The 26,350-nt window shown below is 34.8% G+C and carries 25 protein-coding genes and 1 tRNA gene; 12 read left to right on the top strand and 14 right to left on the bottom strand.

Translation table 11 applies throughout. The annotated features are described in order from the left end of the window. Window positions 1-15: 15 nt before the first annotated feature. Both rpoC and ACKXGU_RS04400 read left to right on the top strand, forming a co-directional pair. Entirely contained in the window at window positions 16-4,317 is a 4,302-nt protein-coding gene (gene rpoC / locus ACKXGU_RS04405; RefSeq protein WP_463466850.1) for a DNA-directed RNA polymerase subunit beta', read from the top strand. Between the two features lie 54 nt (window positions 4,318-4,371). After that, entirely contained in the window at window positions 4,372-4,689 is a 318-nt protein-coding gene (locus tag ACKXGU_RS04400; protein ID WP_463466849.1) for a DUF3467 domain-containing protein, read from the top strand. 45 nt (window positions 4,690-4,734) lie between these two features. On the opposite strand, the gene ACKXGU_RS04395 is transcribed toward ACKXGU_RS04400, so the two are convergent. Both ACKXGU_RS04395 and ACKXGU_RS04390 read right to left on the bottom strand, forming a co-directional pair. Next, complete coding sequence (locus tag ACKXGU_RS04395) at window positions 4,735-4,965, bottom strand: (4Fe-4S)-binding protein (protein WP_463466848.1); 231 nt, start codon at window positions 4,963-4,965, stop codon at window positions 4,735-4,737. A 140-nt stretch (window positions 4,966-5,105) separates the two neighbouring features. Then, window positions 5,106-6,695, bottom strand: coding sequence for a peptide chain release factor 3 (locus ACKXGU_RS04390; protein ID WP_463466847.1), 1,590 nt, complete (start codon window positions 6,693-6,695; stop codon window positions 5,106-5,108). A 127-nt stretch (window positions 6,696-6,822) separates the two neighbouring features. Here ACKXGU_RS04390 and idi point away from each other — a divergent pair, with 127 nt between their 5' ends. The 5 genes from idi to ACKXGU_RS04365 all read left to right on the top strand — a co-directional run bounded on the left by idi (window position 6,823) and on the right by ACKXGU_RS04365 (window position 9,159). Continuing rightward, the gene (gene idi, locus ACKXGU_RS04385; protein ID WP_463466846.1) at window positions 6,823-7,362 is read left to right on the top strand and encodes an isopentenyl-diphosphate Delta-isomerase; all 540 of its coding nucleotides are present in this window, start codon (window positions 6,823-6,825) and stop codon (window positions 7,360-7,362) included. Beyond that, window positions 7,346-7,756 carry a 6-pyruvoyl trahydropterin synthase family protein gene (locus ACKXGU_RS04380; RefSeq protein ID WP_103051381.1) on the top strand — a complete coding sequence of 137 codons (411 nt, stop codon included), beginning with the start codon at window positions 7,346-7,348 and terminating at the stop codon, window positions 7,754-7,756. Before idi ends, ACKXGU_RS04380 begins: the two co-directional genes overlap by 17 nt. A 3-nt stretch (window positions 7,757-7,759) precedes the next feature. Beyond that, entirely contained in the window at window positions 7,760-8,731 is a 972-nt protein-coding gene (locus tag ACKXGU_RS04375) for a type I phosphomannose isomerase catalytic subunit (protein ID WP_463466845.1), read from the top strand. 27 nt (window positions 8,732-8,758) lie between these two features. After that, on the top strand, window positions 8,759-9,028 hold the full coding sequence (locus tag ACKXGU_RS04370; protein ID WP_463466844.1) for a hypothetical protein: 270 nt from the start codon (window positions 8,759-8,761) through the stop codon (window positions 9,026-9,028). 57 nt (window positions 9,029-9,085) lie between these two features. Further along, window positions 9,086-9,159, top strand: a tRNA-Thr gene (locus ACKXGU_RS04365). Between the two features lie 147 nt (window positions 9,160-9,306). On the opposite strand, the gene ACKXGU_RS04360 is transcribed toward ACKXGU_RS04365, so the two are convergent. From ACKXGU_RS04360 to ACKXGU_RS04325, 8 genes are all read right to left on the bottom strand, one after another. After that, a complete protein-coding gene (locus ACKXGU_RS04360) occupies window positions 9,307-10,002 on the bottom strand; it encodes a DUF4369 domain-containing protein (protein ID WP_463466843.1) in 696 nt (231 codons plus the stop codon). A gap of 51 nt (window positions 10,003-10,053) precedes the next feature. Next, on the bottom strand, window positions 10,054-11,364 hold the full coding sequence (locus ACKXGU_RS04355) for a DUF819 family protein (RefSeq protein WP_463466842.1): 1,311 nt from the start codon (window positions 11,362-11,364) through the stop codon (window positions 10,054-10,056). 55 nt (window positions 11,365-11,419) lie between these two features. Further along, entirely contained in the window at window positions 11,420-11,605 is a 186-nt protein-coding gene (locus ACKXGU_RS04350; RefSeq protein ID WP_463466841.1) for a type II toxin-antitoxin system antitoxin, read from the bottom strand. A gap of 4 nt (window positions 11,606-11,609) precedes the next feature. Next, on the bottom strand, window positions 11,610-12,116 hold the full coding sequence (locus ACKXGU_RS04345) for a DUF1648 domain-containing protein (RefSeq protein ID WP_463466840.1): 507 nt from the start codon (window positions 12,114-12,116) through the stop codon (window positions 11,610-11,612). A 2-nt stretch (window positions 12,117-12,118) separates the two neighbouring features. Further along, window positions 12,119-12,277: a DUF4177 domain-containing protein gene (locus ACKXGU_RS04340; RefSeq protein WP_463466839.1), complete on the bottom strand. Its 159-nt coding sequence runs from the start codon at window positions 12,275-12,277 to the stop codon at window positions 12,119-12,121. Between the two features lie 3 nt (window positions 12,278-12,280). Beyond that, window positions 12,281-13,141 (bottom strand): SPFH domain-containing protein, encoded by an 861-nt coding sequence (locus ACKXGU_RS04335; protein ID WP_103051373.1) that lies wholly within the window; start codon window positions 13,139-13,141, stop codon window positions 12,281-12,283. A gap of 237 nt (window positions 13,142-13,378) precedes the next feature. Further along, window positions 13,379-14,305, bottom strand: coding sequence for an alpha/beta hydrolase (locus tag ACKXGU_RS04330; protein ID WP_463466838.1), 927 nt, complete (start codon window positions 14,303-14,305; stop codon window positions 13,379-13,381). Between the two features lie 368 nt (window positions 14,306-14,673). Beyond that, complete coding sequence (locus ACKXGU_RS04325) at window positions 14,674-15,273, bottom strand: alpha-ketoglutarate-dependent dioxygenase AlkB family protein (RefSeq protein WP_463466837.1); 600 nt, start codon at window positions 15,271-15,273, stop codon at window positions 14,674-14,676. 31 nt (window positions 15,274-15,304) lie between these two features. Between ACKXGU_RS04325 and ACKXGU_RS04320 the strand changes: the two genes are divergently transcribed. Beyond that, complete coding sequence (locus ACKXGU_RS04320; protein WP_463466836.1) at window positions 15,305-15,979, top strand: M15 family metallopeptidase; 675 nt, start codon at window positions 15,305-15,307, stop codon at window positions 15,977-15,979. A gap of 14 nt (window positions 15,980-15,993) precedes the next feature. On the opposite strand, the gene ACKXGU_RS04315 is transcribed toward ACKXGU_RS04320, so the two are convergent. Then, the gene (locus ACKXGU_RS04315; protein ID WP_463466835.1) at window positions 15,994-16,626 is read right to left on the bottom strand and encodes an outer membrane beta-barrel protein; all 633 of its coding nucleotides are present in this window, start codon (window positions 16,624-16,626) and stop codon (window positions 15,994-15,996) included. Window positions 16,627-16,780: 154 nt separating this feature from the next. Beyond that, window positions 16,781-18,691, bottom strand: coding sequence for a molecular chaperone HtpG (gene htpG, locus ACKXGU_RS04310; RefSeq protein WP_463466834.1), 1,911 nt, complete (start codon window positions 18,689-18,691; stop codon window positions 16,781-16,783). A 180-nt stretch (window positions 18,692-18,871) separates the two neighbouring features. Here htpG and ACKXGU_RS04305 point away from each other — a divergent pair, with 180 nt between their 5' ends. Beyond that, window positions 18,872-19,882: a 3-oxoacyl-ACP synthase III family protein gene (locus ACKXGU_RS04305; RefSeq protein ID WP_463466833.1), complete on the top strand. Its 1,011-nt coding sequence runs from the start codon at window positions 18,872-18,874 to the stop codon at window positions 19,880-19,882. A gap of 296 nt (window positions 19,883-20,178) precedes the next feature. Here ACKXGU_RS04305 and ACKXGU_RS04300 read toward each other — a convergent pair whose 3' ends face one another. Continuing rightward, entirely contained in the window at window positions 20,179-22,581 is a 2,403-nt protein-coding gene (locus tag ACKXGU_RS04300; protein ID WP_463466832.1) for a TonB-dependent receptor, read from the bottom strand. Window positions 22,582-22,696: 115 nt separating this feature from the next. On the opposite strand from ACKXGU_RS04300, the gene ACKXGU_RS04295 reads away from it, so the two are divergent. Beyond that, complete coding sequence (locus ACKXGU_RS04295; protein ID WP_463466831.1) at window positions 22,697-23,059, top strand: CoA-binding protein; 363 nt, start codon at window positions 22,697-22,699, stop codon at window positions 23,057-23,059. Here the strand turns inward: ACKXGU_RS04295 and ACKXGU_RS04290 are convergent. Next, on the bottom strand, window positions 23,036-24,478 hold the full coding sequence (locus tag ACKXGU_RS04290) for a sodium:solute symporter (protein WP_463466830.1): 1,443 nt from the start codon (window positions 24,476-24,478) through the stop codon (window positions 23,036-23,038). The genes ACKXGU_RS04295 and ACKXGU_RS04290 overlap by 24 nt on opposite strands. Window positions 24,479-24,556: 78 nt before the next feature. On the opposite strand from ACKXGU_RS04290, the gene recR reads away from it, so the two are divergent. Further along, window positions 24,557-25,174, top strand: a complete 618-nt coding sequence (recR, locus tag ACKXGU_RS04285; RefSeq protein WP_463466829.1) for a recombination mediator RecR — start codon at window positions 24,557-24,559, stop codon at window positions 25,172-25,174. Between the two features lie 10 nt (window positions 25,175-25,184). Next, window positions 25,185-26,291, top strand: a complete 1,107-nt coding sequence (locus ACKXGU_RS04280; protein WP_463466828.1) for a glycosyltransferase family 2 protein — start codon at window positions 25,185-25,187, stop codon at window positions 26,289-26,291. The last annotated feature ends 59 nt before the right edge of the window (window positions 26,292-26,350 follow it).

The raw sequence follows: 26,350 nt of genomic DNA, 5'->3' as shown, positions 1-26,350 counted from the left end.
TTTCAACCATATATTATGGCAAGAAAACAAGATAAGAATACAGTACAGAGATTTAACAAAATCTCAATTGGTTTAGCTTCACCAGAATCTATTTTAGCAGAATCTAGAGGTGAAGTTTTAAAGCCAGAAACTATCAATTATCGAACTCATAAACCAGAGCGTGATGGTTTGTTTTGTGAGCGTATTTTTGGTCCTGTAAAGGATTATGAGTGTGCTTGTGGAAAATACAAGCGTATACGATACAAAGGTATTGTATGTGATCGTTGTGGTGTTGAAGTAACTGAAAAGAAAGTACGTCGTGATCGTGTAGGGCACATTAATTTAGTGGTTCCTGTTGCGCATATCTGGTACTTCCGTTCGTTACCAAATAAAATAGGTTACTTACTTGGTTTACCATCTAAAAAATTAGATATGATTATTTACTACGAACGCTACGTAGTAATTCAGCCAGGTATTGCCAAGAACGCAGAAGGTGAGCCAGTACAAAAAATGGATTTCCTGACTGAAGAAGAATATTTAAACATTTTAGAGACTCTTCCACAAGAGAACCAATATTTAGAGGATACTGATCCGAACAAGTTTTTGGCTAAAATGGGTGCTGAATGTTTGATTGAGTTATTATCGCGTATTGATTTAGATGAATTATCATTTGAATTGCGTCATAAAGCCAATACGGAAACATCTAAACAACGTAAAACTGAAGCGTTAAAGCGTTTACAAGTTGTTGAAGCATTACGTGAGTCTAACGAAAATCGTGAGAATCGTGCAGAGTGGATGATTATGAAAGTTATTCCAATCATCCCGCCAGAATTACGTCCGTTAGTACCATTAGATGGTGGTCGTTTTGCTACTTCAGATTTGAATGACCTGTATCGTCGTGTCATTATCCGTAACAACCGTCTTAAGAGATTGGTTGAGATTAAAGCACCAGAGGTGATTTTACGTAATGAAAAGCGTATGTTACAGGAATCTGTAGATTCGTTGTTCGATAATACGCGTAAGTCTTCTGCTGTTAAAACGGATTCTAACAGACCGTTAAAATCATTATCTGATTCACTTAAAGGTAAGCAAGGACGTTTCCGTCAAAACTTACTAGGTAAGCGTGTTGATTATTCAGCGCGTTCGGTAATTGTTGTTGGACCTGAATTAAAGTTATACGAATGTGGATTGCCAAAAAACATGGCAGCAGAATTATACAAACCTTTCGTCATTAGAAAATTAATTGAAAGAGGTATTGTTAAGACTGTGAAATCTGCAAAGAAGATTATAGATAAAAGAGAGCCAGTGGTTTGGGATATCTTGGAAAATGTTCTTAAAGGACATCCAGTATTACTAAACCGAGCTCCTACATTACATAGATTGGGTATTCAAGCCTTCCAGCCAAAATTAATTGAAGGTAAGGCTATCCAATTACACCCATTGGTAACTACGGCATTTAATGCCGATTTTGATGGTGACCAAATGGCGGTGCATTTACCTCTTGGACCCGAGGCTATTTTAGAAGCGCAGTTATTAATGTTAGCTTCTCACAATATCCTGAATCCTGCTAATGGATCTCCAGTAGCGGTACCATCTCAAGATATGGTACTTGGTTTATATTATATGACCAAGGAGCGTAAATCTACTGATGAAGTAAAAATTAAAGGTGAAGGCTTAACATTCTATTCTCCTGAAGAGGTTGTCATTGCTTACAATGAAAAACGTGTTGATTTGAACGCGGCTATTAAAGTAAGAACTTGGGATTTCAATGAGGAAGGAAAGTTAAAACTTCAAATTATTAATACCACTGTTGGGCGTGTACTTTTTAATGAGAAAGTACCTCACAATGCTGGTTTCATAAATGAAGTATTGACTAAAAAGTCATTACGTAACATTATTGGAGACATTTTAAAAGTTACTAGCGTTCCAGAAACAGCATTGTTTTTAGATGAAATAAAAACGTTAGGTTACAACTTTGCTTTCCAAGGTGGACTGTCATTTAGTTTAGGTGATATAATTATTCCACCAGAAAAACACGAAATGATTGAAAAGGCCAACGGATTGGTTGATGGTATTACTGCCAACTATAATATGGGTCTTATCACCAACAACGAACGTTATAATCAGGTAATTGATATTTGGACGTCTACGAATGCTGAATTAACCGAGTTATCTATGAAGCGTATTCGTGAAGATCAACAAGGTTTTAACTCGGTATATATGATGCTTGATTCTGGAGCTCGTGGATCTAAAGAACAGATTCGTCAGCTTACAGGTATGCGTGGATTGATGGCAAAACCTAAAAAATCAACTGCTGGAGGTGGTGAGATTATTGAAAACCCAATTCTTTCAAACTTTAAAGAAGGTCTTTCAATTTTGGAATATTTTATCTCTACTCATGGTGCGCGTAAAGGTCTTGCCGATACGGCTCTTAAAACAGCCGATGCAGGTTACTTAACGCGTCGTTTGGTTGATGTATCTCAAGATGTTATTGTAAACAGTGAAGATTGTGGTACGTTAAGAGGTGTTGAAGTAACTCCATTGAAGAAAAATGATGAAGTAGTTGAAACGCTTGCAGAAAGAATTGTTGGACGTATCTCATTAAATGATGTTTACAATCCATTAACCGATGAGTTATTGGTTGCTACTAATCAAATGATTGATGATGAAGTGGCTAATGCTATCGAGAATTCACCAATTGAATCTATTGAAGTGCGTTCTGCTTTAACATGTGAAGCAAAACAAGGTATCTGTGCCAAGTGCTATGGTCGTAACCTAGCAACAGGTAAGATGGTTCAAAGAGGTGAGGCCGTTGGTGTTGTTGCTGCTCAATCTATTGGTGAGCCAGGTACACAGTTAACATTGCGTACATTCCACGTAGGTGGTATTGCTGGTAACATTTCTGAAGAAAATAAATTGGTAGCTAAATTTGGTGGTATCGCAGAAATTGATGAATTGAAGACTGTAAAAGGTGAAGATTCTGAAGGAAATGCTATCAATATTGTTATTTCAAGAACATCTGAATTAAAATTAATTGATAAGAAAACTGGAATTACATTAAGTACCAATAACATACCTTATGGTTCTACAATTTTCGTTAAAAACGGTCAAGAACTAGATAAAGGCGATGTTGTTTGTCAATGGGATCCATATAACGGTGTTATTATTTCTGAATTTGCAGGTAAAGTTCGTTATGAAAATATCGAACAAGGTGTTACCTACCAAGTTGAGATCGATGAACAAACCGGATTCCAGGAAAAAGTAATTTCTGAATCTAGAAATAAGAAGTTGATTCCAACATTGCATATTGATGATGCTAAAGGAAATGTTATCCGTTCTTACAACTTACCAGTTGGTGCACACTTGATGATTGATGATGGAGAGAAAATTAAAGTCGGTAAGATTTTAGTTAAAATTCCTCGTAAGTCTGCGAAATCAGGGGATATTACAGGTGGTCTTCCCCGTGTTACCGAATTATTTGAAGCACGTAATCCATCGAATCCAGCTGTTGTTAGTGATATTGATGGTGTAGTTTCTTTTGGTAAGATCAAGAGAGGTAACCGTGAAATTATTGTTGAATCTAAATTAGGCGATGTCAAGAAATACCTAGTTAAGTTATCAAATCAAATTCTGGTACAAGAAAATGATTTCGTGAAGGCGGGTATGCCATTATCTGATGGTTCTGTGACACCAAACGATATTTTAAATATCAAAGGTCCTTCTGCAGTTCAACAATATTTGGTTAACGAAGTACAGGAAGTATACCGATTACAAGGTGTGAAAATTAACGATAAGCACTTTGAGGTTGTCGTCAGACAGATGATGCGTAAAGTTAGAATTATGGATTCTGGCGACACGACTTTCCTTGAAAACCAATTGGTGCATAAAGATGATTTCATTGAAGAAAACGATGAAATATTCGGAATGAAAGTTGTTGAAGATGCTGGTGATTCTGAAAATATCAAAGCAGGTCAAATCATTTCTCCAAGACAATTACGCGATGAAAACTCATTGCTACGTCGTGAAGATAAGAAATTGGTTGAAGCACGAGATGCGCAACCAGCCACTGCAACACCGATACTTCAAGGTATTACCAGAGCTTCGCTTCAAACGAAATCGTTTATTTCTGCTGCTTCTTTCCAAGAAACAACAAAAGTTCTTAATGAAGCTGCTGTAAATGGTAAGGTTGATAATTTAGAGGGACTTAAAGAGAATGTTATAGTAGGTCACAGAATACCAGCTGGTACTGGTATGAGAGCTTACGAAAACATCATTGTAGGTTCCAAAGAAGAGTTTGACGAAATGATGCAAGCTAAACAAGAAGTTAATTATAACTAAACATAAAATAGCGTGAAGAAATTCACGCTATTTTTTTACAATATATATCATATTATGAGCGATAATAAAAATCAAAATAAACAAGGGCAAATAAATATTGAAATTGATGAAAAAGTAGCTGAAGGTACTTATTCCAATTTAGCGATTATAAATCATTCTGTTTCAGAATTTGTTGTTGACTTTGTGAGTATTATGCCAGGAACACCTAAAAGCAAGGTAAAGTCGCGTATCATTTTAACACCTCAACATGCCAAGCGCTTATTAAAGGCGTTAGGTGAGAATGTTACCCGTTTTGAAAATGCCCATGGAGAGATTAAGGATTATGAACAACCTCCAATACCTTTAAATTTTGGGCCAACGGGTCAGGCTTAATCAATCATTTGATCAGAAATAAAAAATAAAAAAGAGGGCTGTTACTTAACAGGCCTCTTTTTTATTTAAACAAAATTGTAAAGCACCAGAAGGGCACTTTTTAACTTGATTAATAATTTCTGAAGTTGATGCACCATCCAGGTCAATCCAAGGAATAACAGAGTTTCTAAAAACATTTGAAAGTTCACGAGCACATCGCTCTGCATTGATACATGCACTTGGGTTGTAGGTCACAGTAATATCAGTATTACTGAAAACATTGTCGTTAGTTTCCATAAGTAGATCATTTTTGGGGTTATAATCTAGTTTAAATGTATGTATCTAAATAAATAGCATATTTAGAACATCGATTAAAAGTATTAAAAATTCGATTAAAAGCAAATTATTTCCAAAATATTAGATGAACGACACGCTTTTTAATTGAATTCTGATGTAAAATGGAATTTAATACTCGGATATTTTTGTTGAGTCATTTGTAATGAAAAGGGTGAGTCAGCCAGAAAAACCAACTGGTTTTGCTTGTCTTTGGCTAGAAAACGTTGTTTGACTCTTAAAAATTCTTGGAATTCTTCGTTCTTTTTATCTTCGGGGTCTACCCAACAGGCTTTATGTACATTAAGATTTTCATAAGTACATTTGGCACCATATTCATGTTCCAGTCTGTATTGAATCACTTCATATTGAAGCGCCCCAACAGTACCTATTACCTTCCTACCGTTAAGTTCTAAAGTAAATAATTGGGCAACACCTTCGTCCATTAATTGGTCGATGCCTTTATAAAGCTGTTTTGATTTCAAAGGATCGGCATTATTGATATATCTAAAATGTTCAGGAGAGAAACTTGGGATACCTCTGTAATTTATTGTTTCACCTTCCGTTAAGGTGTCACCTATTTTGAAATTACCAGTATCGTGCAATCCCACAATATCTCCAGGATAAGAAACATCAACAATTTCTTTTTTTTCAGCAAAAAAGGCATTTGGACTGGAAAACTTCAGCTTTTTGTTATGTCTTACATGTAAATAGGGTTTATTGCGCTCAAATTTGCCTGAAACTATTTTAACAAACGCCAATCTATCTCGATGGTTTGGATCCATATTGGCATGAATTTTAAATACAAAACCAGTGAAATTCTGTTCATCTGGTTTTACCAAGCGTTCTTCGCTTTGCTTGGGTCTTGGTTTTGGAGCAATTTCAACAAAACAATCCAAAAGCTCACGAACACCAAAATTATTTAATGCCGAACCAAAGAAAACAGGTTGTTGTTTCCCGTTCAGATATTCTTCCTTATCAAAAGTTGGATAAATACCTTCTACCAGTTCTATTTCTTCACGTAAAGTATCAGCAGCTTTGTCACCCACCAACTTGTTAAGTTCAGGTGAAGCTAAATCATTAATCTCAATGGTTTCTTCAATATTTTTTCGGCTATCACCACTAAATAGGTTAACGTTCTTTTCCCACAAGTTGTAGATACCTTTAAAATCATAACCCATACCAATTGGAAAGCTCAATGGTACAACACTCAAACCCAATTTCTGTTCTACTTCATCCAATAAGTCGAAGGCATCTTTTCCTTCTCGATCCAACTTGTTAATAAAGACTATCATGGGGATATTTCGCATGCGACAAACTTCCACCAATTTTTCAGTTTGCTCCTCGACACCTTTAGCTACATCAATAACCACGATGACACTATCTACCGCTGTTAGGGTTCTAAAAGTGTCTTCAGCAAAATCTTTGTGACCTGGTGTATCAAGAATATTGATTTTGATACCATTGTATTCAAAAGCTAAAACAGAAGTCGCTACCGAGATACCTCTTTGACGTTCTATCTCCATAAAATCACTGGTAGCCCCTTTTTTTATCTTATTACTCTTTACGGCACCTGCTTCTTGAATAGCGCCGCCAAAGAGTAATAATTTTTCTGTTAAGGTTGTTTTTCCGGCATCCGGATGCGAGATGATTCCGAAGGTTCTACGTCTTTCTATTTCACTTTTAAAACTCATAATATGCTTTGAAATATGGGTTGCAAAGATAGTATTATTAAACACAATTTAATCCATAGTTTTCATAGCTTTTTATTTTATTAAAACTTTGATATATATTTAATTTTAGGATTGGTATTTTTGTGTTATGATAGAAGAACATGTAATTCTTGTTAACGAAAAGGATGAGCAGATTGGCTTAATGCCCAAATTGGAAGCCCATGAAAAAGCATTGTTACATCGGGCGTTTTCAGTATTTGTTTTCAATGACAAAAATGAGCTCATGTTACAGCAACGAGCCATGCATAAATATCATTCACCTGGCTTATGGACCAATACTTGTTGTAGTCATCAACGTGAGGGGGAAAGTAATATCGCAGCCGGAAAAAGACGTTTGAAGGAGGAAATGGGCTTCGTTACAGATTTAAAGGAAACCATTTCGTTTATCTATAAAGCGCCTTTTGATAATGGACTGACTGAACATGAATTTGATCATGTTATGATTGGTTATTATAATGATGAACCTCAGATTAATGTTGATGAAGTAGCCAATTGGAAATGGATGTCATTAGATGCTGTAAAGCAAGATATGGACAATGCTCCTGAACAATATACCGCATGGTTTAAAATTATTTTCGATAAATTCTACCAATACATTAATATTTCAAATTATGAGAGTAACGGTTAGTAGAAAAGCCCATTTTAATGCAGCCCATCGTTTGTATAGAAAAGATTGGAGTGAAGAAAAGAATGATGCAGTTTTTGGAAAGTGCAACAATCCAAATTTTCATGGACACAATTATGAATTAATTGTTAGTGTTACTGGAGCGATTGATTCAGAAACTGGGTATGTAATTGATATGAAAGATTTGAAGGATATTATCAAGAGTGAGGTGGAGGATGCTTTTGATCATAAGAATTTAAATGTTGAAGTCCCTGAATTTAAGAATCTAAATCCTACAGCAGAAAATATTGTCGTGGTCATTTATAACAAAATGAAAGCCAAACTTCCTGACGATTTGGACCTTGAAGTGACACTCTACGAAACGCCTAGGAATTTTGTAAGTTATTCTGGGAATTAAGTTATGAAAGACAAATTATATCCATTAATGTTCAAACCTATATTAAAAGATAAAATATGGGGCGGACAAAAATTAAAAACCTTTCTAAATAAACCATCAGATTTAACGAATGTTGGTGAAAGTTGGGAAATAAGTGATGTTGAAGGGGATACTTCAATAGTTTCCAATGGAATTCTCAAGGGGCAGTCTTTAAAGCAATTATTGAGGACATATAAAGATGAACTTATCGGGACTAAAAACTTCGAACAGTTTGGTGAAAAATTCCCATTGCTCATCAAGTTTATTGATGCTCGTGAAGACTTATCGATACAATTGCATCCTAATGATGAACTAGCAGCAAAACGCCATAATTCATTTGGTAAAACAGAAATGTGGTATGTTATGCAAGCCGATGAGGGTTCTAATTTGATTGTGGGTTTTAATCAAGATATGACACCAGATAAATATCTAAAACATCTTGAAGAAAAAACACTGACAGATATTTTAAATTTTGATCAGGTAAAGTCAGGCGATACCTATTTTATTGAAGTAGGTCGTGTACATGCTATTGGAGCTGGTGTGATGCTCGCTGAAATTCAGCAAACAAGTGACATAACCTATCGTGTATATGACTGGGATCGTGTGGATGATCAAGGCAACGAGCGTGAATTACATAATGATTTGGCCATAGATGCTTTTGATTTTAATATGCCTGATAATTTTAGGGTGTCTTATGAGGAAGAACTGAACACTTCAAATAACATGGTTAGCTGCCCTTATTTCACAACTAATTATTTACAAGTCACTCAAAATATCAAAAAGCGAAACACCTTTGATTCTTTTATTATTTATGTATGTGTGGAAGGTGAGGCCAAAATTGTAACTGACAACCATCAAGAAAGCTTAAAAAAAGGACAAACAATCTTAATTCCAGCCGGCTTAAAAGACTTTGAAATTACTTCAGAAAAAGTCACGCTATTGGAAGTTTATGTGTAATTTTGTATCCAATTAAATTATATAATCATGGCAAATAAGAGAGACCTTAAGAAGGATATTAATTATGTTTTAGGTGACATTATTGAGGCAGTTTACGTATGGGAATACAACAATACTGATAAGGACACTAAAAAAAGTGATGCTATCATTGATGAAGCTATTGAGACTTTCGATTCATTAATTGCTAAAGTGAATGATAGAGCTGTCGAAGATAAAAAGGCTCATTTTAAAGCTATTAACCAAGAGCTTGAAGACAAAGGAAGAGCCTTAATCGAAAAAATCAATAAATTAGGCTAAATTCTAAAAAAAATATTTGCAAATGTTTTCCACAAGATTATATTTGCGAACTATTTTGCCGATATAGCTCAGCTGGCTAGAGCAGCTGATTTGTAATCAGCAGGTCGTGGGTTCGAGTCCCTCTATCGGCTCAAAATGAAAGTTCAGTTCAACACTGGACTTTTTTGTTTGTAATGGTTTTGAAATTGTGAAGTAGAGACGAGAAGTTTATCCTGAATTTAGTCGAAGGGAGTCCCTCTATCGGCTCAAAAAAAACCTCTCAAAATGAGAGGTTTTTTTTATTCTGCTTTTCTTTTTGTAATAAAGGACTCAAGTTCTTTACCGTATTTAGAGTTTTTGATTTTAGGAGTTAATGCGTTGTTGATGGTGTCTAACCATTTTATTTGAGCATCGTAAATTTCTGTTAATGCTAAATAAGGTGCTACTTCACTATCATTATTGGTTACTGCAAAATTCACGGTATACAAATATTTGCTCTTAACTAAATTTTCAAAATCTTTTTGATTTTCCTCCAATAATATGGAATCATTTGCGGCTTTGGCATCAAACTCATTTTTTATCAAGTCTAGATTTCTATCATTGAAGCGTTCCATCATTTTCAGGTATTCCTCTAATTTTTTCTGCTGCTCTGAACCATTTATTTTAGCATTGAATGCAAAGTCCTTTAATGATGTGTGAATTTCTGTAATACCCTTGTCAGCAAAGAAAACTATTTTACGATCACTGTCTTCATTGGTTTTATTTAAATGCAAATAGAATATTTCTGGTGATTCCAAATCGCTATAAAGCTCAAATTCAGATTGCCCACTAATAACTAATGAGTCAACATTGATTAGTATGGAATCTTGCATTTTTTGTAAATACAGGGTTCCTTTTTTTAAATCTTTTACGGTGCCTTTTACCGTTAAATCGTGTTGTTCTTTAGAACACGATGCAACTATGCCGATGAGAACTATTAGCAATATTTTTTTCATGGAATTTTTTGAAATTTATGAGCGCAAATATCTATAAATATTTTTTAAAAACTAACTCACTGCTGCCAATTCCATTAAAATCGTGCAACCTATGGCAGCAATAGTGCCAATAGCATAACCAAAGACAGCCAATAACACTCCAACCGTAGCTAATGAAGGGTGAAATGCTGAAGCAACAATAGGAGCGGAGGCTGCACCTCCAACATTGGCCTGACTTCCAACAGCTAGGAAAAAGTAAGGAGCTTTAATTATTTTGGCAATAATAATCAAGAGAATGGCATGAATGCTCATCCAAATTAAACCAACAATAATTAGCCCTGGATTATCAAAAATAGAACCCAAATCAATTTTCATACCTATGGAAGCTACCAATATGTAAATAAAAACACTTCCAAATTTACTGGCACCAGCTCCTTCATAATTTTTAGCTTTTGTGAATGATAGTAGTATGGCAACTAAAGTTGCGATACTTATCATCCAGAAAAACTGCGAATCTAGAAATGTAAATGTATTTCTTAATGTTGTAGATTCTATGCCACTCACTACACTTTTAAAGAATGGCGCTAAATTATTGGCGCCAATATGTGAAAAACTTACCGTTCCAAAAGCAATTGCGACAATAATCATAATATCAGTTAATGAGGGATTGCGCTTTACACTCTTGGCAAAAGAGGTTACTTTATCCTTTAAGGCCTCAATAGCAGAGTTGTCAGCTTTTAGCCATTTGTCAATTATTTTTGAGCGACCAATGCCTATTAAAATAATGGCCATCCAAATGTTGGCAACAACAATATCAACAAAAACCATTTTACCATATTCCGATTGATTATAACCATAAATTTCTAACATGGCTGTTTGGTTGGCTCCACCACCAATCCAACTTCCTGCAAGAGTAGATAATCCACGCCATACGGCATCAGGACCTACGCCTCCAACAGTTTCTGGCGAAAACATTGAAACTATAAGTATGGCAATAGGACCACCAATTACAATACCTAATGTTCCGGTGAGGAACATAACCAAAGCTTTCCAACCTAAATTAAAAACGGCTTTAAGATCAATACTTAAGGTCATCAAGACTAGAGCAGCTGGTAACAAATAACGACTGGCAACATAATATAAATTTGTGCTGTGTTTTAAGACTTCACCTGATTCTGAAGTGGTTTCCCATTCGGGAGCAATAAGCCCTAAAGTAGTTAATACAGCGGGTAACATATAAGCCATAAAGAGGCCTGGTACAATTTTATAGAATTTAGGCCAAAAGCCTGTTTTTAAGGATTCTGTATAAAAAATAAATCCTAAAGTTAACATTAGGAGTCCAAAAACAATGGTATCGTCAGTAAATAATGGTGCCTCTTGCATAAGTGATTAATTAGTGTTGCAAAATACCAAAATAAATGGGTTAAAAAAAGCGACCTTATTGGTCGCCTTTTTCATGGGTGTCTTTTTTGGATTTAGGTTCTCTTTTATTGTCTTTTAAATATTGCATCAGCATCCATTCAATCTGTCCATTGGTACTCCTGAACTCATCAGAAGCCCATTTTTCAATAGCTTTGAGCATATCTTCATTTATACGTAATGCAAAGGCCTTTTTCTTAGACATTTTTTTAAGACTTGTTTATTTTACGATTGTACAAGAGAATTCCGATAGGTAACAAAACACTAAAAGAAATAACAATGGGCAGAAACCAACTGCTAAACTGTAGGTCTTGCTCCTGGGCATTTTGTACAATATAATAAATAATGTAAGCAAACATAATAACTGTTAATGTATTTACAATTCGTACGATTCGTGTACTGAATCGATAGTTTTTTAAGGCGTTTTCTTCAGTGATGTTAATCATATAATTGTGTGCATGTGGATATTTATTGAGCACAAACAATCCAATATACATAGCCGTGGATAATAAAGGAATAAACCATAAATAAACCTTGTTGCTATAACCATCTGCTTCCCCTTTTCCATTAAAATGGGATGCAATAATGTCAGGGAGTTTTGGGTATTCAACCAATAAATAGATCCACATTATTAATAGACAAGCAATTGAAAGTAATTCAAGAATAATATCAATACTCTCCAACGGTACTTTTATACGAGGTCTATTGTTTATCATAATTATCTGTTTTTATCACGTTCAAAAACAATTCTTGTTGTTTGTTCGCTTATATGAATGACGCGCCAACCAGAAATGGCATGCTCGTTTAAAACCATTTCCAGCTTTTTATTGTTATTCGACAATCCCATTTTCCAATTGACAACCTTATATTCTTTCATATTTTAATGGTTTAAGGTTCCGGCGTTAACAACTGGAGAAGCGTCTTTATCACCGCATAAAATGACCATTAGATTACTTACCATGGCTGCTTTGCGTTCTTCATCTAAATCAACAATTTGTTTTTTGCCTAATTCTTCCAGGGCCATTTCTACCATACTCACAGCTCCTTCCACAATTTTATGTCTTGCAGCCACGATAGCTGTTGCTTGTTGACGTTTTAGCATAGCATTGGCAATCTCTTGGGCATAAGCTAAATAACCAATTCTAGCCTCTAAAACTTCAATTCCGGCAATAGATAGTCGTTCATCTATTTCCTTTTCCAAGGCATTACTCACTTCATTAACACTGGAGCGCAATGTGATATCCTCGTCAACCCCTTCATCAGCAAAATTGTCATAAGGATACATGCTTGCCAATTTTCTTACGGCAGCATCTGTTTGAACGCGAACAAAGTTTTCATAATTATCGACATCAAAAGCAGCCTTGTAAGTGTCTTGAACACGCCAAACCAAAATAGTACTGATCATGACTGGGTTACCAAGTTTATCGTTAACCTTTAACCGTTCACTGTCAAAGTTGCTCGCCCTTAAGGAAATCTTCTTTTTAGTATAAAAAGGATTGACCCAGTAAAAACCGTTCTTTTTGACAGTACCTACATATTTTCCAAATAATAATAGCACACGCGAACCGTTAGGCTGAACCATAATAAAGCCCGGAGCAATAAGAATGGCTATTAGTATTATGGGCAGATATTCTGGTTGTTCTTTTAGGATAGCTAAAGCTATGGTCCCAAAAAATAATATTAGAAATACAAACAGCATCAAGTAGCCATTGGCAGGGACGATGATTTTCTCTTCTTTCATGATTTAAAAATTTATAATGATATTAAAATGATATCACAAATATATCACAAAAGTTTTTATCCTGCAAATCAAGTTTGGCACGCTAATTGAATTGTATAAACTGTTATTGTAGCTAACTTTTAGTTAAAGTGTGGTTACTTTAATAAAAGGCAATAACATTTCATATTTTTGGTTGGTTAGTAAGTAAAAGCATCCCTCTCGGGATGCTTTTCTTTAAGGAAACCTAATGTGTTGTGCTTAGTGTTTTATAAAACTGGAAATAGCTTCTACAAGATCTGTTGAAATGGGTCTGAAGGATTCATTGTAAGATTTGGAGTTCTCTAAATCATCACCTTCAATTATAAAGAGTACATGGTTCATGTTCTCTATAATCGTTAATTGTGCCTTTGGATTGGCTTCTTTTAATTGATTGGCTTCTTCAACTGAAACCTGCAGATCTTTGGTACCGTTTATAATGAGAATAGGAATATCTACTTTAGAAATAATTTCTTTTGGTTGGTATTGCATCCAATTGGTTATAAATGGTTGCGTGTCAATATTAAAAACCGAAGCTAAAGCAGGAGGGTAGTCCGTTGTAGTTTCCCCTTTTTTAAGAATTTCAAAGGTTTTCTTGGCATCTTCGGTTAAACCCGGTGCCATTTTTTGTATCTGTTCGGTAATAACCGCATCAATGGATTGTCCGGCACCAGCCAGTGAAATAAAACCAGAAACTTCATCCGAAAGCGCCATCATACCAACTAAACTTCCTTGGCTGTGGCCAATAACATAAATGGACTTAAACTGATTCTTTTCAGAAAAATAGTTAATCACTGATGAGGCATCGGTTACAAAATCATCGAACATGATATTTTTATCCACATTACCTTTGCGGATTTGTTTAACAATACGTTTATCATACCGAAAACTGGCGATATTTTCTTGGGCTAAACTATGGGCCAACTTTTTAAGGTTATTACTTTTTAAAAAATTCTGATTGCCGTTTCTATCCGTTGGTCCTGATCCAGCTATGATGATTGCCAAATAATCAGATTGCCCAGCTTCAGGCAATAGGAGTGAGCCCTCAATGTGCTCATTGATGACAATATCGGTTTCCAAAGGATTTCCCTCTTGAGAGAATCCAATAAAATTAAAAATCAGAAGAAAAACTAAAAGTGATAATCTCATTTAAATGATAGATTTTTAATGGGTGACATATTTTCTAATAACCGTAAAAATAGCTTTTTATTATATAATTCTATCCTCTAAAAAGTTTGTCAATCGTTTTAGAAAAGATGCATTTCGTCGATAAAATGTAATATTTCGACTTCAAATGTTAAAAAAAAGTGTATTTCATCGAAAATAAATGTATTTAAACGTTGTTTTTAAAATATAATTCTACATTTGAAGTGTACTAAAAGACATACTTTTTAGTTCAATGGATTAATTAATTAATATTTGCATTATGTCGTTGATACTAGAGACCCTAAATCTAACAGCATAATAAAAGTGCAAATTAAATTAAACCGAGGTTGAGGGACCTCGGTTTTTTTTGTTCAATAAATTTGTTTAAATGTCAGATTGATTCGCTCTCCAATACTTTTTTTTGTTTTTGGAATCTGATGCAACCAATTGTGCTGCATAGCTCCTGACATTATTAATAAACTACCATTTGCTAATGTTATTTTGTGTCTCTCTGATTTGATTCGACGATGTTTAAAATGGAAAACTCTGTCAGCGCCTAAACTCAATGATGCAATTGTGGGATTAGTCCCAAGTTCTTTTTCATTGTCAGCATGCCAGCCGTTACTATCTTGACCATCACGATAAAGATTTAGCAATACCGAGTTGAATTTTGAATGAGAAATTTCTTCTATAGTCTGTTTTAATTCTAACAATTCTTTCGAAAACGGTTCCGGATACATGGTGATATTAGAGTAGGAGTATGTTTTACCTGTATTATTAAATAAGGCCGTTAGCCTGGGCTGGTTGTATGTTTTGCCGAATATGGAAATGGTATCCTGCTGCCAATTTGTATTCTTTTTAAGTGATTCAAATAAGTTTTCAGCTTTTTTCTTGGGCAAGAAATCAGCGATATAAGTCAATTCAGCATCAGGCAGATTTAAATGGGTTTTTTGAGTTGAAAACAAATTCATGGCATTTTTTTTCTAAATTAGCTTTTATCGTATGAAAAACAAACTCGTCATCTTTGTTTTGGTAATATTCTTTTTGGCATTTTCAAAACAGAATCACTTACCAGATACTTTTGTTTATGCGAAATCGATTATTCCCGATTTAGAAGTTGATTTGCGCTATTATGGTATCCATAATTTTGTTGGAGATACAATTGATGGGTATCATTCCAATTCACTAATAATAACCGAACCAACAGCTCAAGCCCTTAAATTGGTTCAAGAAGAACTACAACAACAAAACTTGTGTTTATTGGTTTATGATGGTTACAGGCCACAACGTGCGGTCAATCATTTTATGCGTTGGGCAAAAGATTTGAATGATACAATTAACAAACTACAGTTTTATCCCGAAGTTTATAAACGAAACCTGTTTAAGGAAGGTTATATTGCATCGCGTTCAGGTCATAGTCGCGGCAGTACTCTGGATTTAACCATTATCGATGCCAATACACTCCAGCCATTGGATATGGGAAGTCCTTATGATTTTTTTGGAGAAGAATCTTGGGTTGATCACGCAGAAATTTCAAAAAAACAAAAACAAAACCGCCAGTTATTACAGGCGGTTATGCTAAAATATGGTTTTCGAAACTACCCTAAAGAATGGTGGCATTTTACATTGAGAAATGAACCATTTCCGGATACGTATTTTGATTTCGAAGTTAAGTAGTTACCATTTTTAAATTAGAAGCCCAGAATAAACATAAGACCAACCGTGTTTAGGTTTTTCAATCGCTGTTCATCATTAATGATTTGATTGTTTTTGGTTTCTAATTTTGACAAATCAGATTGCCCCAAATAATTCAGACCTAGACTGAATCTGTCGCTGACATCATATAAAAAGCCTAGACCTAATTGAAATCCAAAATTCCATCCTTCATAAACATCTTTAACCTTTGCATTTACAAAAGTATATTCATCATTTACAATAGTTTGAGCATATGGACCCAAATAAGCAAACACCTTAAAATTGTCGCCGACATTTTGATCGATACTTAATAATAATGGAATTTTTATTAAGTCACGTTCGTGATAAAATTGTCCAGCACTATTAAATCCGTTACCACTTAATTGGTTTAAACCTAATCCAGTAGCAACACCAAAATTTTTGGAGAATTTGTAGTTAATTACGAGATCTCCTGAATTACTGTTTAGATTATAGTTTGCTTGATTGTCATTATCAACAATCCCATAGCCAATACCACCATAAGCAATAACACTAATTTTTGAATATGCTTTTTCTTCGACCTCTTGGGCAAATACAATTCCAGTCATGAAAATTGCCATTATTAATGTGAAAGTTTGTAGTTTTTTCATAATGTCATTTTTTAGTTTATCTAAAGATACTAATAATGTGAGTTTCATAGTTCACTAAACTATTTGAAATATTAATAGCACAATTGAAAATCTGAATACAAAAAAACCACTTCAATTTTGAAGTGGTTTTTTTATTAATTGTATACTCAAATAGTTACTTTATCATATCATAACTTCGCTTAATGAAGTTTGTTAACTCTTCACCTTTTAGAAGCCCTTGACTTAATCGTGCTAAGTCCAAACTCTGATTAATTAAACGCTCTTGTTTTTTCTTGGTTTTGGTGTTTAAAATTTCACCTACCAATTCAGAATTGGTGTTAACAATCAAGTTGTACATTTCTGGCATATTACCCATACCAAACATACCGCCTCCACCGGTTTGCTGCATTTCTTTCATACGACGCATAAACTCTGGTTGCGTAATCATAAACGGAGCCGCATCACTATCCATAGTTTCCAGTTGAACCATAAATTTTTCAGAAGGGATGACCTCTTTTAATAATTCATCCAATTGTTTCTTTTCGTCTTCTGAAAGTTTTGAAATTTTGGTATCCTCCTTTTTGATGAGGTTATCAATATGATCGGCATCCACACGTGCAAAAGAGATATTTTCTTTACTACCTTCTAATTTCTGCATCAAATGCGAAACAATCGGTGAATCTAATAACAACACTTCATAGCCTTTGGCTTTGGCAGTTTCAATATAGCTGTGTTGCGCGTCATTATCTGAAGCATAAAGAATCACTAATTTGTCGTCTTTATCAGTTTGCTTGGCCTTAATGGCATTGTATAATTCATCATAGGTGTAATACTTACCATCAACTGTTGGGTACAATGCAAACGCATCGGCTTTTTCAAAGAATTTTTCTTCTGAAAGCATACCGTATTCAATTACAATCTTAATATCATCCCATTTCTTCTCGAAATCTTCACGATTGTTGTTGAACAACGATTTTAATTTATCAGCTACCTTGCGCGTGATGTAAGATGAGATTTTCTTTACAGCACCATCGGCTTGTAAATAACTTCGCGATACATTTAACGGAATGTCTGGTGAATCAATTACACCACGTAACATGGTTAAAAACTCTGGAACGATTCCTTCAACATTATCAGTCACAAAAACTTGGTTTTGGTATAACTGAATCTTATCACGTTGAATATTTAAATCATTCGTCATTTTTGGGAAATAAAGAATTCCCGTTAGATTAAATGGATAGTCTACATTTAAATGAATGTGAAATAAAGGCTCCTCGAACTGCATCGGGTATAGCTCGCGGTAGAAATTATTATAATCTTCATCTTTTAAATCCGTTGGCTGTTTGGTCCAAGCAGGATTCGGATTATTAATAATATTATCAACCGTGATTTTTTTATGTGGTTCTGTGGTTTCTTTACCGTCCTTATCTGTTGTGGTTTTTGGTGTGAAATCTGGATCGTTAATTTCTTTGGTGCCAAACTTGATTGGGACTGGCATAAATTTATTGTATTTCACCAATAACTCACGAATACGTGACTCTTCTAAAAACTCTTTGTCATCTTCAGTAATATGAAGAATGATTTCGGTTCCACGATCAGATTTCTCTGCTGGCTCTAGTGTGAATTCTGGAGATCCATCGCACGTCCAGTGTGCGGCAGGTTCATCTTTGTAAGATTTCGTAATAATTTCAACTTTATCAGCAACCATAAAAGCCGAATAGAAACCTAAACCAAAATGACCGATGATACCAGAATCTTTGGCAGCATCTTTATATTTGTCCAAGAATTCTTCAGCACCTGAAAAAGCTACTTGGTTGATATATTTCTCAACTTCTTCAGCAGTCATACCAATACCTTGGTCAGTGATGTGAAGTTTTTTGCCTTTTTTGTCAATTTTAACCTCTATTTGTGGATTGCCATATTCTACTTTGGCCTCACCAATACTGGTTAAGTGTTTTAGTTTTAGTGTTGCATCTGTCGCATTACTGATTAACTCACGTAAAAAGATTTCGTGGTCACTGTACAAGAATTTTTTAATGAGTGGGAAGATGTTTTCAACCGAAACATTAATATTTCCTTTAGTCATGATATCTATTTTTTAATTGTGTTAAAATTCTATTGGGTGGAAGACAAAAAAAGTACCAAGACAAAAAAAGTGACAAAGTGACATTTTAAGTTTGTTATGCATGCATAACGATTGCGATTGACATTTAAAATTATTTAGGTGCTAAATGGTTAAATTGCATGACTTATTTAAACTTAAAATATGTACAATTCAAAGATAATTGGGCTAGGATATTATGTTCCTGATAATGTGGTTACCAATGATGACTTATCTAAAATGATGGATACCAGTGATGAATGGATCCAAGAGCGTACTGGTATTCAAGAGCGTCGATGGGTAAAACCAAACTCTGGCGAAACGACCGCCAGTATGGGTGTGGAAGCAGCCAAGGTTGCTATCGAGCGCGCTGGAATCGATAAAGATGATATTGATTTTATTGTATTTGCGACATTAAGTCCCGATATGTACTTTCCGGGACCTGGTGTACAGGTACAACATGCATTGGATATTAAAACGGTTGGTGCGTTAGACGTCAGAAACCAATGTTCAGGTTTTGTTTATGGGTTATCTGTAGCTGATAATTTTATCAAAACAGGCATGTATAAAAATGTTCTGGTGATTGGTAGTGAATTACATTCACATGGATTGGATAAAACAACCAGAGGGCGTGGTGTATCTGTGATTTTTGGTGATGGAGCAGGAGCAGCCGTTTTAACTCGTGAAGAGGATACTTCTAAAGGAATTTTGTCTACACACTTACACTCACAGGGGGAACATGCCGAAGAATTGGTGTTAGTCGCTCCGGGAATGGGCAAGCGTTGGGTAAATGACATCATTGCAGACAATGACCCTAATGATGAAAGTTATTTTCCGTATATGAATGGACAATTTGTATTTAAAAATGCTGTGGTTCGTTTTAGTGAGGTGATTATGGAAGGGCTTATAAAAAATAAACTGCAGGTTGAAGATATTGATATGTTAATACCGCATCAAGCTAATTTGCGAATAGCCCAATTTATTCAGAAAAAATTTAAATTGAATGACGACCAAGTATTTAATAATATCCAGAAATACGGAAATACGACGGCAGCTTCCATTCCTATTGCTCTAACAGAAGCCTGGGAGCAGGGTAAAATTAAGAAAGGCGATACGGTTGTGCTGGCAGCATTTGGAAGTGGATTTACTTGGGGTAGTGTGATTATTAGGTGGTAATGGATATTAAAGGAATAATAAATAAAAAACCCGAGACTTAATAGCCTCGGGTTTTTCGCTATTAACCAATTTTAACTAACACTAACCGCGAGAAGTTCACAGTTAAATTACTTAAAAACTTATCACTTATTTATATAGACGTGAAAAGTCTGTTTTTATTTCAAACATTAACATTTTTAACTATCATTTAACAATATATAATCAAAAACCCAAGGCAGTGACACCTTGGGTTTTCTCATTTAATAGCCAAACAATAACACTAACCATCAACTATTATGAAGGCTACTAAATATATCTTACATAAATCCGCCGCTACCAGATTTTTCACGACTGTCTCGTTGTTTACGTTGTAATGCTCTGTACTTACCACCCCCAAAACGGTAGTTTAAACCAATACGCCATTGGTTGCTTTCCCAGTTAAATTCACCTTCCGATTCATAAGGTCTGGTGCCGTCAAAAGCAAACTTCATCGTATTGAAAATATCATTGTAGCTAAAACTAAATGTCGCTTTTCCTTCCAAAAACGCATAACGCAAGCCTGTATTTACCAATATCATCGGTTTTCTAATAAATTGTAAGCCTTCATCTTGCCCACGATACATACCAAATACAGACAGATTTAGATTTTTTGTGGCTTTGACATTTGTATTGAGTCTAAAGTTAAATGTGCCATTGTCAATTTGAACATTGGTGGGTGTAGCTGTGGCATCTTGAACAACTCCGTTTACCGTTTTGAAAAAGTATTCGGCACTGGCATTTAGGCTTAACCAGGTCGTTGGTCGTAAGTTGGTCGATGCTTCAAAACCATAAGCTTTGTTATTATCAAAATTATCATAGCTTAACAATAGTCGATCACCATTTGGGTCTTGTGGGTCAAATGAAACGGATCTACTGATTTCATCATTAATTATTCTGTAAAATCCACCAGCTGTTACACTACCTTTTTCAAGGTTTCGCGTGTAATTGAATTCAATGGAATTAGTGAATTGTTGTCTTAAGTTGGGATTTCCAACTGAAGTTACCCTTGGTGTGCTCCATTCCCTAATCGGGTTTATTTGTCCCAGTCCAGGTCTGTCAACTCTACGACTAAAACTTAATTGATAAGTGTTCTTTTCTGAAGGTGTATAAGTTAGAAAACCAGAAGGGTATACACTGAATTGATTGTCGGTAAATTGAGCTTTTTCTTGAGTAAGCTGTTCAAAGTTGGCTTCAACATCATACTGTTCCAGTCTAGCACCTATCTGATAGGACCATTTTTCAAAGGTTTGCCCGAATGTTGTGTAAAATGAATAGATACTTCTGTCATAGCTGTAGTTGGAATTGAATAAACTGATATTTGATGTGTTGTAAACATTATCAGAATTGTTATCTCGATATTCCGCACCAATTTCTAATTTGCTTTTTTCAGTAAGCGGATTTACATAATCCAAATTGATAACCGTGTTATTCCGACCATTATTGACTATATCAATATAACTTGGAGCACCAGAAAACCTAAAATTAGCCGTTTCATCACTTTCAAAAGTGCTATAGTCACCCTCTAAAATGATATTATGTCCTTCTTTTTTAAAGTCATGTTTAAAGCTGGCATTATAGGTGGAGGTATTATTGCTGTTTTCATTGTTGAAAATCTGTTTGAAATTCGTGTCATTGCCTAAAGGATATAGAATGTCTGTTGTTCCAAAGCCTTTGCCATCATATATATTCTGATTCGTATAAACCGAAAAAGTATTGTTGTCATTGATGTAATAATCTAATCCGATTTTGTATAAATGGGATTTGTTATTATTGCCAAAATTGAACAATTGTGTTGAATTGTCATCAAAACGATCAATATGACCATAATTTGCTTGCTTTCCAATGTTGTTCCCGTAATTACCATAGAAATTAAACTTGCCATTTCTGTAGTTCATATCTATGGCACTGTTAAAATTGGCATTGATTTCTTTTGCTAGACCAACGTCAATGCTTCCGTTGAATCCTATATTCGTGTTCTTGTGCAGGATGATGTTAATAATACCACTCATACCCTCTGGATTATATTTGGCTGAAGGATTGGTAATGAGTTCAATACTTTTTATTGAGGTTGAAGGAATTTGTTTTAGTAATTGGGAAGCTGGCACATTAGTTGGTTTGCCATCAACTAAAACCCGAACATTCTCATTGCCCCTTAAGCTTATATTACCACTCTGACTATCTACGCTAACAGAAGGTAAATTGTTCATGATATCAGAAGCTGAAGACCCAGTGGTAGTTAAGTCTTTACCCACTGTTATCACTTTGCGATCTACTTTTTGTTGAATAGTTGATACTTCTGCAACTATAGTTACCTCGTCCAGGTCCATAGCTTCTTCTTGAAGCATTATATTTCCTAGATCAACATCCTTATGGTCTTTGTCAATTAAAATGGTTTGACTGACAGTCTTATAACCAATGAATTGAATATTCACTGTGTACGAACCAGCAGGAATTTTCTCAACATGAAACTTTCCATCATTGTCTGTAATCGTTCCGTTAATAGTCTCATTAGTAGAATTTTTGACTATAATCGTTACATACGGTAAGGGTTCATTCAAATTGGCGTCTAAAATGGTTCCAGTAATACTGCCATTTAAAAGTACAGCTACATAATTTGTAGATGTTTGAGCTTGAATAACTAATGATAATAATAACAAGCACGTGGTTAGTAATTTTTTCATTGAGGTTGATTGTTTTTTGATTGATGATTGATGTTACAATTTGTTATTATTATCATAGACGCTTACTTTTAAGAGCTGTTACTCTTTTTAACATTACTTAACAACACTTTAACACATGGGCAAAAAAACGTTGGTGCTTGGCGCATCATTAAAACCAAACCGATATTCTTATTATGCCATCCAAAGATTGGTGGCAAACAGCCATGATGTTGTGGCTTTTGGCTTGAAATCAGGTCGGGTCTCTGGAGTAACTATTGATACCGAGTTACTTCAGTATGAAAATATTGATACTGTAACCTTGTATCTAAATCCTGCGAGGCAACAGGAATATTACGATTATATTATTGGCTTGGATCCAAGGAGAGTTATATTTAATCCAGGGACTGAAAATCCTGAATTTTATAAATTGTTGAAAGAAAATAATATTGCTTTTGAAGAATCCTGCACGTTGGTGTTACTTTCTACGAATCAGTATTAAGCCCAGAAAAGTAAATAGTCCATTAATAATTAATATTTCAAAACCAATTTGATAGCCACTTAATAAATCAACCGAATATAAATTGAGGAAGTAAGACATTATTGGCGCCACAATAGCAATAAGCCAAACATGCTTGTCTTTTATTTGAGCTTTCGTTAAGATGCCAAACGCAAATAATCCTAATAATGGACCGTAGGTGTAACCTGCTGCTTTAAATAGTTCCCAAATAACCGATACGTCTTTAAAAAGTGAATCAAATAGGATAATAACCAATATTAGGATAACACTGAATAACACGTGTACTTTTTTTCTAATACTTTTCTGTTTTTCTAGAGGTTTATTATCCAATTCCACAATATCAATACAAAATGAGGTGGTTAAAGAGGTCAATGCAGAATCGGCACTGGAATATGCTGCAGCAATAAGACCTAACAAAAAGAAGGCTGAAGTTACCACGCCAATTTCTGGAAGCATGGCAATGGTAGGAAATAAATCATCCTTTTTAGCAGTGATTCCGTTTTGTTGTGCATATTGTGTGAGCATCAACCCCAATACCAAAAAGAGTATGTTCACAAAAATCAACACCACACTGAACGAAATCATATTTTTTTGGGCTTCCTTAATATTTTTACAGGTCAGATTTTTTTGCATCATATCTTGATCTAGGCCAGTCATGGTAATGGTAATAAACATTCCTGCAAGAAAACTTTTGATAAAGTATTGCGCATCGTTTACATCTTCCCAAAAGAATACTTTACTTAATGCACTCTGTTTTACATTAGTATAAACCTCTGAAACACCATGCAAATCCAGAGAGGAAGCTAAAAAAATGATAGTCACAACCACCGAAATCAACATAAACAACGTCTGTAAGGTATCTGTAAATATTATCGTCTTGATGCCTCCTTTAAATGTGTAAAGCCATATCAAGGCTATAGTAATGATAACGGTTACAAAAAAGGGTACGTCTAACTGATCAAAAACCAATAACTGCAATACTTTGGCAACAAGAAACAAACGAAAGGCTGCGCCAACCGTGCGAGATATTAAGAATGCTACTGACCCAGTTTTGTAACTGGTATTACCAAATCGATCTCTTAAATAGGTATATATGGAAGTGAGGTTTAATTTATAATATAGAGGTAGTAAGACATAGGCAATAATTAAGTATCCAAAAAAATAGCCAAATACAACTTGCAAATAGCCAAATTGTTTACTTTCAACCGCACCAGGAACCGATATAAAGGTTACTCCTGATAACGATGCGCCTATCATTCCAAAGGCAACCAAGTACCAAGGAGCAGATTTGTTTGCTTTAAAAAAAGCGGCATTGGAATCTTCCTTGCCAGTGAAATAGGATATTAAAATTAATAACCCAAAGTAGGCCGTAATGAGTAAAATAATTTGTGTTGGACTCATAAAAATGGATTGTTAAGCCAAAATACAAATTACGATTGTATATACAATTCTTAAATGTAAAATCGTAAATTCGCAGCAATGGAATTTTCATCAAAATTGTTGGAACGAGCTGTGAATGAAATGTCACAATTGCCGGGTATTGGTAAACGCACAGCTTTACGTTTGGTATTGCATTTATTAGGTCAGCCAGAAAGTCAGTCTTTGGAATTGGCAGACGCTTTGAAAACATTGCGTTCTGAAATTAATTTCTGTAAAAAATGTCACAATATCAGTGATCATGCTGTTTGTGAAATTTGCTCAAATCCTCATCGTACCGAAGAAATTATTTGTGTGGTTGAAGATATCCGTGATGTTATGGCCATTGAAAATACCAGTTCGTTTAGAGGATTGTATCATGTGCTGGGAGGTAAAATATCGCCTATGGATGGTATTGGACCTAATGATTTGAATATTGAATCGTTGGTTGAAAAAGTAAAAGCAGGAAAGGTTAAGGAGCTGATTTTTGCTTTGGGTTCCACTATGGAAGGGGACACAACCAATTTTTATATTTATAGACAAATTCAAGATTATAATATTGTGACTTCAACCATAGCCAGAGGTATTTCGGTTGGTAATGAACTGGAATATACCGACGAAATTACCCTTGGAAGAAGTATTATTAATCGTATTCCTTTTGAGGCTTCCCTAAAATCTTAAGACTTAATTATTGAAACTTTCCATAGTCATATTAAATTATAATGTCCGTTACTTTTTAGAGTTATGTCTCAACAGTGTTGAGGCTGCTATTGCCAATTTAGATGCAGAAATCATTGTGATAGATAATAATTCTGAAGATGATAGTTGTCAAATGGTTAAAACACATTTTCCAAATGTCAATCTGATAGAAAACAAAAATAATGACGGCTTTTCTAAGGGGAATAATTTAGGTGTAAATCAAGCCAAAGGGGAGTATATATGCATTCTAAACCCAGATACTGTTGTAGCTGAAGATACCTTTTCTACATTATTACAGTTTGCGGACCTGCAATCCAATTTGGGTATCGTGGGTTGTCGTTTAATTGATGGTACAGGACATTTTTTACCCGAAAGTAAGCGGAATATTCCTAAACCAGGTGTTGCCCTTAAAAAACTGCTTGGGAATTCCTATGCTTATTATGCCAATCAAGTGAATGAATTTGAAATCGGGGAAGTGCCGATATTCGTTGGAGCATTTATGTTCATGAAGCAATCGCTTTACAATGAGGTTGGTGGTTTTGATGAAGACTATTTCATGTATGGGGAAGATGTCGATATTTCTTATAAAATTTTGACAGCTGGGTATACCAATTATTACAATGGCAATACCAGCATCATTCATTATAAAGGAGAAAGCACATTGAAAGATGTCAAATATGCCAAACGCTTTTACGGCGCGATGCAGATTTTTTATAAAAAGCATTTCAAGCGAAATAGGTTATTCAATATGATGGTTTGGCTTGGAATAAAAGGTGCTTATCTTATGCGAAGCGAGCCTAAAAAGCCTCAAATTCGTGTAGATAGATATGTGGTTTTGTCTAGTCGCAACTGTGAGTTTTTAAAAACAATATTGAAGAAACCTTTTACGGTTGTTACTGAATTACCAGACTTAAAAGCGCACACTGAAATTATTTTTGATGCTAAAACCATGACCTATAAAGGCATCATAGAATTAATTGATAATTATAAAACACAAAAAGGAATTTCATTCAAGATATTGTCAGAAAACCAAAGTTTTATTTTAGGAAGTAATAGTTCTAAAAACCGCGGAGAAGTCATTCTTGTTGAAAATAATTAATTGAAGAAACTGCAATACTTTCAATGAATTTTCATTAATTTTGCAGGCGTAATTTAAAA

The sequence above is a fragment of the Hanstruepera sp. CR43 genome (assembly GCF_055227665.1).
The sequence above is the reverse complement of the archived record's forward strand: the minus strand, read 5'-3'. Positions and strand labels throughout refer to the sequence as shown.

Excerpts from the sequence above, each read along its gene's own strand:
- ACKXGU_RS04300 (WP_463466832.1), bottom strand. The coding sequence starts at position 22,581 with ATGAAAAAATTACTAACCACGTGCTTGTTATTATTATCATTAGTTATT.
- htpG (WP_463466834.1), bottom strand. The coding sequence starts at position 18,691 with ATGACTAAAGGAAATATTAATGTTTCGGTTGAAAACATCTTCCCACTC.
- ACKXGU_RS04345 (WP_463466840.1), bottom strand. The coding sequence starts at position 12,116 with ATGATAAACAATAGACCTCGTATAAAAGTACCGTTGGAGAGTATTGAT.
- ACKXGU_RS04295 (WP_463466831.1), top strand. The coding sequence starts at position 22,697 with ATGGGCAAAAAAACGTTGGTGCTTGGCGCATCATTAAAACCAAACCGA.
- ACKXGU_RS04390 (WP_463466847.1), bottom strand. The coding sequence starts at position 6,695 with ATGAGTTTTAAAAGTGAAATAGAAAGACGTAGAACCTTCGGAATCATC.
- ACKXGU_RS04395 (WP_463466848.1), bottom strand. The coding sequence starts at position 4,965 with ATGGAAACTAACGACAATGTTTTCAGTAATACTGATATTACTGTGACC.
- ACKXGU_RS04400 (WP_463466849.1), top strand. The coding sequence starts at position 4,372 with ATGAGCGATAATAAAAATCAAAATAAACAAGGGCAAATAAATATTGAA.
- idi (WP_463466846.1), top strand. The coding sequence starts at position 6,823 with ATGATAGAAGAACATGTAATTCTTGTTAACGAAAAGGATGAGCAGATT.
- ACKXGU_RS04360 (WP_463466843.1), bottom strand. The coding sequence starts at position 10,002 with ATGAAAAAAATATTGCTAATAGTTCTCATCGGCATAGTTGCATCGTGT.
- ACKXGU_RS04290 (WP_463466830.1), bottom strand. The coding sequence starts at position 24,478 with ATGAGTCCAACACAAATTATTTTACTCATTACGGCCTACTTTGGGTTA.
- ACKXGU_RS04305 (WP_463466833.1), top strand. The coding sequence starts at position 18,872 with ATGTACAATTCAAAGATAATTGGGCTAGGATATTATGTTCCTGATAAT.
- ACKXGU_RS04315 (WP_463466835.1), bottom strand. The coding sequence starts at position 16,626 with ATGAAAAAACTACAAACTTTCACATTAATAATGGCAATTTTCATGACT.
- ACKXGU_RS04325 (WP_463466837.1), bottom strand. The coding sequence starts at position 15,273 with ATGAATTTGTTTTCAACTCAAAAAACCCATTTAAATCTGCCTGATGCT.
- ACKXGU_RS04330 (WP_463466838.1), bottom strand. The coding sequence starts at position 14,305 with ATGAGATTATCACTTTTAGTTTTTCTTCTGATTTTTAATTTTATTGGA.
- ACKXGU_RS04320 (WP_463466836.1), top strand. The coding sequence starts at position 15,305 with ATGAAAAACAAACTCGTCATCTTTGTTTTGGTAATATTCTTTTTGGCA.
- ACKXGU_RS04335 (WP_103051373.1), bottom strand. The coding sequence starts at position 13,141 with ATGAAAGAAGAGAAAATCATCGTCCCTGCCAATGGCTACTTGATGCTG.
- rpoC (WP_463466850.1), top strand. The coding sequence starts at position 16 with ATGGCAAGAAAACAAGATAAGAATACAGTACAGAGATTTAACAAAATC.
- ACKXGU_RS04350 (WP_463466841.1), bottom strand. The coding sequence starts at position 11,605 with ATGTCTAAGAAAAAGGCCTTTGCATTACGTATAAATGAAGATATGCTC.
- recR (WP_463466829.1), top strand. The coding sequence starts at position 24,557 with ATGGAATTTTCATCAAAATTGTTGGAACGAGCTGTGAATGAAATGTCA.
- ACKXGU_RS04375 (WP_463466845.1), top strand. The coding sequence starts at position 7,760 with ATGAAAGACAAATTATATCCATTAATGTTCAAACCTATATTAAAAGAT.
- ACKXGU_RS04355 (WP_463466842.1), bottom strand. The coding sequence starts at position 11,364 with ATGCAAGAGGCACCATTATTTACTGACGATACCATTGTTTTTGGACTC.
- ACKXGU_RS04340 (WP_463466839.1), bottom strand. The coding sequence starts at position 12,277 with ATGAAAGAATATAAGGTTGTCAATTGGAAAATGGGATTGTCGAATAAC.
- ACKXGU_RS04370 (WP_463466844.1), top strand. The coding sequence starts at position 8,759 with ATGGCAAATAAGAGAGACCTTAAGAAGGATATTAATTATGTTTTAGGT.
- ACKXGU_RS04380 (WP_103051381.1), top strand. The coding sequence starts at position 7,346 with ATGAGAGTAACGGTTAGTAGAAAAGCCCATTTTAATGCAGCCCATCGT.